8 protein-coding genes and 1 pseudogene are annotated in these 8,196 nt (G+C 36.3%); 5 read left to right on the forward strand and 4 right to left on the reverse strand.

Annotation, left to right across the window (positions count from 1 at the left end):
* Positions 1-93 precede the first annotated feature (93 nt).
* Entirely contained in the window at positions 94-1,455 is a 1,362-nt protein-coding gene (locus tag ACO1D1_RS21625; RefSeq protein WP_149868703.1) for an IS1182 family transposase, read from the forward strand.
* 121 nt (positions 1,456-1,576) lie between these two features.
* Here the strand turns inward: ACO1D1_RS21625 and ACO1D1_RS21630 are convergent, their stop codons facing one another.
* A complete protein-coding gene (locus ACO1D1_RS21630) occupies positions 1,577-1,912 on the reverse strand; it encodes a hypothetical protein (RefSeq protein ID WP_423336996.1) in 336 nt (111 codons plus the stop codon).
* 212 nt (positions 1,913-2,124) lie between these two features.
* Between ACO1D1_RS21630 and ACO1D1_RS21635 the strand changes: the two genes are divergently transcribed.
* Positions 2,125-2,655, forward strand: coding sequence for a hypothetical protein (locus tag ACO1D1_RS21635; RefSeq protein ID WP_423336997.1), 531 nt, complete (start codon positions 2,125-2,127; stop codon positions 2,653-2,655).
* Between the two features lie 89 nt (positions 2,656-2,744).
* On the opposite strand, the pseudogene ACO1D1_RS21640 reads toward ACO1D1_RS21635, so the two are convergent.
* Both ACO1D1_RS21640 and ACO1D1_RS21645 read right to left on the reverse strand, forming a co-directional pair.
* A pseudogene (locus ACO1D1_RS21640) lies at positions 2,745-2,873 on the reverse strand (tRNA-binding protein); the annotation flags it as partial.
* 7 nt (positions 2,874-2,880) lie between these two features.
* Positions 2,881-4,359 carry an Lsa family ABC-F type ribosomal protection protein gene (locus tag ACO1D1_RS21645; RefSeq protein ID WP_423337072.1) on the reverse strand — a complete coding sequence of 493 codons (1,479 nt, stop codon included), beginning with the start codon at positions 4,357-4,359 and terminating at the stop codon, positions 2,881-2,883.
* A gap of 918 nt (positions 4,360-5,277) precedes the next feature.
* On the opposite strand from ACO1D1_RS21645, the gene ACO1D1_RS21650 reads away from it, so the two are divergent.
* From ACO1D1_RS21650 to ACO1D1_RS21660, 3 genes are all read left to right on the forward strand, one after another.
* On the forward strand, positions 5,278-5,715 hold the full coding sequence (locus ACO1D1_RS21650) for a VOC family protein (RefSeq protein WP_423337073.1): 438 nt from the start codon (positions 5,278-5,280) through the stop codon (positions 5,713-5,715).
* Positions 5,716-6,435: 720 nt separating this feature from the next.
* On the forward strand, positions 6,436-6,912 hold the full coding sequence (locus tag ACO1D1_RS21655; protein ID WP_423337074.1) for a histidine phosphatase family protein: 477 nt from the start codon (positions 6,436-6,438) through the stop codon (positions 6,910-6,912).
* Between the two features lie 67 nt (positions 6,913-6,979).
* Entirely contained in the window at positions 6,980-7,189 is a 210-nt protein-coding gene (locus ACO1D1_RS21660) for a histidine phosphatase family protein (RefSeq protein WP_423337075.1), read from the forward strand.
* A 450-nt stretch (positions 7,190-7,639) separates the two neighbouring features.
* On the opposite strand, the gene ACO1D1_RS21665 is transcribed toward ACO1D1_RS21660, so the two are convergent.
* Entirely contained in the window at positions 7,640-7,903 is a 264-nt protein-coding gene (locus ACO1D1_RS21665) for a hypothetical protein (protein WP_423336878.1), read from the reverse strand.
* Positions 7,904-8,196: the final 293 nt, after the last annotated feature.

An 8,196-nucleotide genomic window follows, 5' to 3' on the forward strand; every position in this document is an offset into this window, starting at 1 on the left:
TCAGACTGTAGACAAATCCCCATTTTTGGGGTATGTGCCTACAGTTTTTTTGTATAATGAAGATACTACTAATTTTGTAAGGTGATGAAGAAAATGCTAACGAAAAATACTCAGATGAATCGGGATCAATTAGAAATGATAACCCTTGAACAGTTAGTTCCGGAGAACCATTTGGTCCGAAAAGTGGAAGCTGCTATAGATTTTTCATTTATTTATCCTCTTGTTCAAGAGATGTACTCTGCTGAACGAGGACGTCCAAGTATCGATCCTGTTGTATTAATTAAGATGGCATTTATTCAATATATGTTCGGTATTCGCTCGATGCGAAAAACGATAGAAGAAATTGAAACGAACCTAGCTTATCGTTGGTTTCTTGGGTATGGATTCCATGATAAGGTGCCTCACTTCTCTACTTTCGGTAAAAACTATGAACGCCGTTTTAAGGATACAGACTTATTTGAACAGATATTTTACAGAATTCTAAAGCAGGCAGCCGAAAAGAAATTGGTAAGTAGCGAACATGTTTTTATTGATTCTACGCACGTGAAGGCAAGTGCCAATAAGCGTAAATTTGAGAAAAAGGTAGTTCGTAAGGAAACGAAAGCGTATCAAGAACGTCTCCAACAAGAAATCAATTGTGATCGTGAAGAACATGGGAAAAAGCCTTTCCCACCTGACAAATTTGAAAAGGAAGAAACGAAGGAGATCAAGGAAAGTACCACGGACCCAGAAAGTGGGTATTACGTGAAGGACGAACGGACGAAGCAGTTTGCCTATTCTTTTCATGCGGCTGCTGATAAAAATGGCTTTGTCTTAGGCGCAATTGTCACCCCTGGTAATGTTCATGATAGTACAATGTTGGAGCCTCTTCTTGAAAAAGTCATAGGAAACTCAGGGAAACCTGTTGCTGTTGCTGCTGACGCTGGATACAAAACACCTGCTATTGCTCAATACTTAATTGGAAATGAGATTCGTCCTGCTTTACCTTATACACGCCCTCGTACCAAAGAAGGTTATTTGAAAAAGAATGATTTTGTTTATGATGAACACTATGATTGCTACCTTTGTCCGGGAGGACAGGAGTTGAAATATAGCACGACAACGAAGGAAGGATACCGGCAGTATTTTTCAAATCCGGTTCAGTGTAAAGAATGCCCGTTTTTATCCCAATGTACGCAAAGTAAAAACCATCAAAAGCTAATTCAACGGCATGTTTGGGAAGCGTACCTTGAGGAAGCTGAACACCTTCGGCATACAGACGAAAATAAAATAATCTACACACGACGCAAGGAAACGATTGAACGTGTTTTTGCAGATGCGAAAGAGAAGCATGGGATGCGATGGACAACTTTAAGGGGACTTAAAAAATTGTCTATGCAGGCGATGCTTACTTTTGCTGCCATGAATTTAAAGAAGATGGCAAACTGGACTTGGGTTAATCCAACAATGGCATAAAAAACGACCCCGGAGGGGTCTTGTACAAAGAAAAATTGAGCAAAAAATACTTAAAAATGACAAAAGGCACCCGAATAGACTTATTCGGAATGCCTTTTGTCGACAATCTGAGGTAAGCACTTTACAAGTGCTTACCTATTAATACCTCATCCAGAGAAATGATTCTATGCTTTAACTCTTTATTCGAATCTAAAACACCTATTACAATTTGATTTTCTTCTGTTATTGTCGCATATCTGAAATGTTCATCCCCATTAATAAGGAAGGTTGTTTCCTTTTTTGCCTCCATCCTTGGAAAGACACTTTCTATGTACTCAAGTGGCAGAAAATCATCTAATCCTTCTGTTGGTCTACCCACCCATTTAAATAGGAAATCTTTGAGTGTAAATTGTTCAATCATAGATAATTTTTTCTTGAATTGTAGTTCATTCACGGTTACTGTTTTCAGCTTAATCACTCCTCAAATAGTAAGTAAAGTTTATACTTTCATATTCTTAACATCAACTGTATTGAGGTGACAGAATAATTACATTTTGATTTCGGGTTAATTGTACAACAATGATATTAAGAAAGGATTTTAAACGCGCAATTTAAATGGTAAAAAAACACCTAATTGTTGAAACTTTCCATTATTTCAAACGTATGACATATAAAGAAGGGAGTGGAGTTATGTTTAAAAATAATCACCAAGTAACATCGTTTTTTATTTGTTTACTGTTAATCATGTCAGGGTTCTTACTAGCTGCGTGCTCTCAAAAAGAGGAGGAAGATCAGCATAAGACAGCGATTAAAAAGGTTCTTGAACATCAGTTTACTGGTCCAGATGAGGAGTTTATCGAGCTGAATAATAAAGAGGAAATCCAAGAATTAGGTAAGTATTATGCAAAGGTATACGGACCTTACTTTACAGAATCTGGGCTCGATTCCTTCGTAGCTGCATTTGCCACTCAATACCCAACATATGCTAACGATAGTGGCTATAAGCTGAGTCTTAAGAATATCACGATTGAGCAAAGTGAGAATACCTCAAATCGTTATAGCTTCATTGCAGAGGTCGGTTGCCAGAAAAATGGAGAAGAGGAAAAAACGGCTAATGTAGAAGGGGATGTCCGTTTTTCTACAAAGGATGAAGGGAAAATAGAGGGATTTCAATACGTGAATGACAATGGCTTGACGGATATGTTAAGAGCGGGAAATTGAACAATTTAACCAGCAAGGACAAAAAGGACCGAACCGGTTCTTTTTTTGATGATGAAAATAATAAAAGACCGTCGTTTGACGATCCATACTTAGGCAATCGGTGTACCATTTTTAACAGGCTCATCTGGTTTTACCTCTTCTGGTACACCGCCAATTACTAATACCTCTGATTTGAATCCAACAATTCGACGAGGTCGGAAATTTACAACTGCGACTATACCTTATTTACATAGATATAGTTTTTGTTGCAACTATTTGTTGAAATGCCTGATCATGCTCAACAATAACCATTGTGGGATTAAAACTTTGAATAAGCTTTTCAACTTGTATGCGCGAATAAATATCAATAAAATTTAACGGTTCATCCCAAATATATAAATGCGCTTTTTCGCATAAACTTTTGGCTATGAGCAGCTTTTTCTTTTGTCCACCAGAATAATGGGATAGATCTTTCTCAAATTGAATTCGGTCAAAATCCATCTTACGCAGGATGGATTTAAATAACGTTTCATCAATCTTATGCATGTCAATAAAGTCTGATAACAGTCCCTTCAAATGTGAAGTATCTTGTTGGACATAGGAAATAATGAGACCTGAGCCTAAATTTACTGTGCCTGTATGCTGTATCGGATTTCCTAGAATTAATTTGAGGATACTACTTTTTCCGCTTCCATTCTTTCCGTCAAGTACAATTCGATCGCCTTGTTCCACATTAAAGCTAATTGGCTTATTCACTATTTGGTCATCGTACTTAACAGACACATCAGTTAAAACAATCAATTCATTTGACTGAAATTCCAGTGGTTTCAATTTTAATGACTCGGTTTTCTCCACATTTTTTAGCAATTTTGACTTTTCCTCAATAGCTTTTTGTTGCCTTGATTCAAGGTTCTTTGCTCTCTTCATCATCTTTGCCGCTTTATGTCCTACAAACCCCTTGTCCAACTTAGAGCCTGAATTCGTTGTCCCATTTTTGGAGGCCTCCACTTGGTTAGACCAACCAGATGAACGCTTTGAAGACTGTTTTAATCTCCCGATGTCTTTTTGTAGACGCTGATTTGTTGCCTCTTCGTATTCCTGCTGTCGATCAAAATTTAACTTCCATGAAGAAAAGTTACCACTTTGAACTTCAATATTTGCTCTATTTATAGATAAAATATGGTCAACACATCCATCTAAAAAAATTCTGTCATGTGATATTAAAATAAACCCTTTTTTCTTCCTTAGATAATCAGAGACCGTCTTTCGTGCATCCGTGTCTAGATGATTGGTTGGCTCGTCAATTAATAGAAATTGACCCTCAGTCAAAAAAAGTGCAGCAAGCAACACCTTTGTTTGTTCTCCATTTGATAATGTGTTAAATGGTCGGTACATGACTTCGGCATCAACATTGAGATAGGATATTTCACGAAGAAATTGCCAATCCTCTGCTTGGGGGCAAATTTCTTCAAGAATTTCATAAGTATACTTGTTTTTATCCGAAACTGGATAAGGAAAATAATTAAATTCTACCGAAGAAATGATTTTCCCACTATACTCATAATTCCCTAATAATAAATGAAAGAATGTTGTTTTACCTCGTCCATTTCTACCGATAAATCCAAGCTTCCAATCCGTATCTATTTGAAAGTTCACACCTTCAAAAATCGTATCAAAGCTGCCTGGATAGGAAAAAGTTAAGTCTTGAACTTGTATCATTGACATAATAATTCCTCCTTTGTATATCAATACTTTTTACTTTTAATACAAAGTCGGCACATCCATCTATTCTAAATTACTCCGCATAAGTTTGATGGATATTAGCGACTTATACGGAGTATTACATGCGTAACAATAGGGTCAGAATTGCTCATTTCTCTCGCTCCTTTTTTTATTTGATTAAAGTTACAGGTTAAATACCTTCATTCTGATCGATGGAAGAATAAAAAATCCTCCCAAGTTGTAATTGGAAGGATTAGTCTTTCACTTATATAAAATAAGTTCTTTTTTGCCATTTGTATCGTGACAAATAAAGTGAAAACTGATTTATAAAAATGGATAGACTAATCCTATATTTTGTAGTTTGAAGTTATTCATTTCAAATAAAAATATAGATTAGTTAATCATTGTTCATCCATCAGTCCTCTCATAATTGTATTTTCATATTAACAATTTTTATTACGGATTACAATATCCAACTCACTGATACTTAAAGGAGAACTGACAGTAGGGTATATCTAATTCATTTTACATGATTGAATTACGACTTCTGATCTTCTTAGTCATCAATAAATAAATGGCCGGAGTCCTAATCATGATATGATTGTAACTATACATTGGTAATTATGAAAATTAAAGGCTTTATTCTGATGAAAAAATTTAATTATATGTTTGATGAATAAAGCCGAATAGTTAAACGAAGATTGAGTAATTGGGAGTTATGAGATGAAAAATAAAAAAAGAAATAGAGACGGTTTTTTTAAAGATACCCTATTTGAGTTTATATTTGAAGTGGTTTGGAACATCTTAATGTTTATACCAAAAATGATCATTCGCCTAATAGGGAACATTTGGTGAAGGGATTAGTCAAAATAGAGCGAAAGAGGGCAATTGAAAATAACAGGAATATAGGAGGTATGAGATATGAGAATCAATAGGATAGATCATGTGAGTATAAACGTAAATGATCTTTCTGCTGCTAAAGCGTTTTTTCTTGATTTAGGACTTGAAGTGCAAGCGGAATGGGAATTGGATGGAGAACAGCTGGACAGAATTGTTGGGCTAAATGGTGTTAAAACGGCATGTGTAGGATTGGGGATGCCAGATGGTCAGGCATGGATAGAGCTAGTCAAATTTCATACGCCGTCAGATGAAGAAGGTGTGCAGCAACCTTTTGCAAATACGCTGGGTATCCGACATATTTGCTTTGCTGTGGAAGATATTGAAGCTATTGTTGCAAAATTGAAAAAGAAGGGCACGGAAATTTTTAGCGAGATACAGCAATATGAAGAAAGTTATAAGTTATGCTACGTTCGTGGTCCAGAGGGAATTATTTTAGAGTTGGCGGAGAAAATCCGATAAATAAGGAATGGGACTTTAAATGATTTCAATCTCCAACTTTAAAGATTTCTTCTTAAACTAAAGGGTGCGATACTGGAAGATCCGGCTGCCTTCATTGGCGGCTTTTTATTATATAACTAACGGCGTTCGCAGGTTCAGGAATGATTGCTGTGGCCCTCCGTTTTTTGATGTACTAAAGGGGCAGTTTACTTTAAAAATGAATATAATTGAAATAAAGAACTGAACTCAGAGGTGCTGCTGTTTCTTAATTAAGGAGGTTTATGATGAAGTTTTTAATAAAGTTAAATACTATTAGTGCCTTATACGCTATAGCGTTGTATATTGCAATCGAACTCATAGTAAATGTATCTCATATTAGTACGTTAACTGGCTGGGAATGGGATAATGTTTACTTTGTAATTGCTGTTATTAATGTTATTGGACTTCTACTTTCGACCATTTTCTTCATTTGCTTAACAAAAAAATGGACTATAGGTAGAAAATACAGCTATTTGTCATACCTTTTGTGGGCACCCTATTTTATTCTTTTTTTCTCCTTTTTCCCTGTTGTTTTTCCTATAAATGCAGGAGTCACACTTTTTCCGAGATTTAGCCTTCTGATTTATGGGTCTGTCATTCTGTATCCTGTTTACATATTATTTATTAATCTATATGCTTCACCTCTACGTACAGATCATGAGGAATAAGGCGTTAATAATGAGGACTTGAAGGGCAAGCGGAATGGGAATTGGATGGAGAACAGTTGGACTGAATGATGTTAAAACGGCATGTGTAGGATTGGGGATGCAAGATGGTCAGGCATGGATAGAGCTAGTAAAATTTCATACGCCGTCAGATGAAAAAGGTATTCAGCAACCTTTTGCAAATACGCTGGGTATCCGACAGATTTGCTTTGCTGTGGAAGACTTTATACATAATATTGGAGTGGTTTTTTTGAAGAGAATTTATGTTATTAGGCATTGTGAGGCTGCAGGACAGCCGCCTGAAGCACAACTTACGGATAGAGGTCTTAAACAAGCGATTGGTTTATGCGAGTTTTTTTCCAATATTAAAATTGACCGAATTATTTCAAGTCCATATAAACGTGCAATTGAATCTATTCAACCACTTGCAAAGAGATTAAATATTGAGGTAGAGATTGATAGTAAATTAACAGAACGTGTACTGAGCACCAATAGTTTTTTCGGATTGGTTTGACAAACTAAGAACAACATTTGATGATATTGAACTGAAATTTGAAGGCGGTGAGTCCAGTTTAGATGCAATGAAACGAATAGTTGAAGTGGTTGATCATGTTTTTAACCGTAATGATGAAAATACTATTATTGTTACACACGGAAATTTAATGTCCTTGCTATTAAAGCATTTTAATAAAGATTTTGGTTTCGATGACTGGAAAAGTCTTAGTAATCCTGACGTGTATCTTTTAGAAAATGATAATAATAAAGTCACTTCCAAACGTTTATGGAAATAAGGAAAAGGAGCGAAAATGGGGAACTGCCCACGGGTATTGAAGAAGCTGAGATTGCACTTTTGTACAGAGTTTTATGGACCGATATGTATAAGAAATAACTTCTGTTTTACTACCCCCTTAACAAGGTAAGAATAATTGAGAATCCTTAAGTTACCCCAATATACGATACGATATCACCTTTACAGTGGAAACGAAGACGATGTGACTTAATGCTTGATAAGGGCTTATTTGATTTAATCATTTTAATAGAGTCAGCTGATTTATTGAATTGCTAGAGGAAACGAAAATGAAGAAAATTTACCTGATAGGATGAGTCGTGTATAAGAGCGTTTGGCTAAAGAGTGGATTGCTGCGGCAATAATAGCAGCTCTGTTTCTATTCCAAAAACAAAAAAAGGAAACAGCCATTCAACTGATTCCTTTTTAGACTTGAACATTGGTGGATCTCACATTAAGGCCTTCCTGCTTGAGCCCCTGCAGTTGTTGCGTAATCTGGGAATGCTGGGTCTGACATAGACTCTACTAACTTCGACTGGTCAGAATTCTCTTTTGAGCTTTGGTCGGACAGTGACCGGATTTGGTCCTTTATCTTCTCGATGTTTTCTGAAGAGGCAATGCTTTTTATTTGATTTATGACTTTAGTGCGAGATTCCTTATTCCTCAACAGGTAAGCAGCTCCACCTATGGCTAATGTGCCAACAATCTTATTTAGCATAATATCTCATCCTCCTTGTCGATATGTTTATACCCTTTAATCCTATTGTTAAACAGTATCATTCTAGGGCTTTTTATAGGTGATAGAATGGTGTGGCTTTAAGCATTTGGATCAATTGAAGCGGCGCACGAAAAACGCGAAAGCGTTTCACGATAAATGCGAAAACGCCTATCTAGGTTGAAGCGGCGCACGAAAAACGCGAAAGCGTTTCACGTAGTAAATGCGAAAACGCCTATCTTGTTCGGGTTGGGGTTGTATCGGCATGGCAATGAACGAGTACGTTAACATAAACA

This window comes from Neobacillus sp. 19, from assembly GCF_049463095.1.
In the GTDB taxonomy this organism is placed as follows: domain Bacteria; phylum Bacillota; class Bacilli; order Bacillales; family Cytobacillaceae; genus Neobacillus.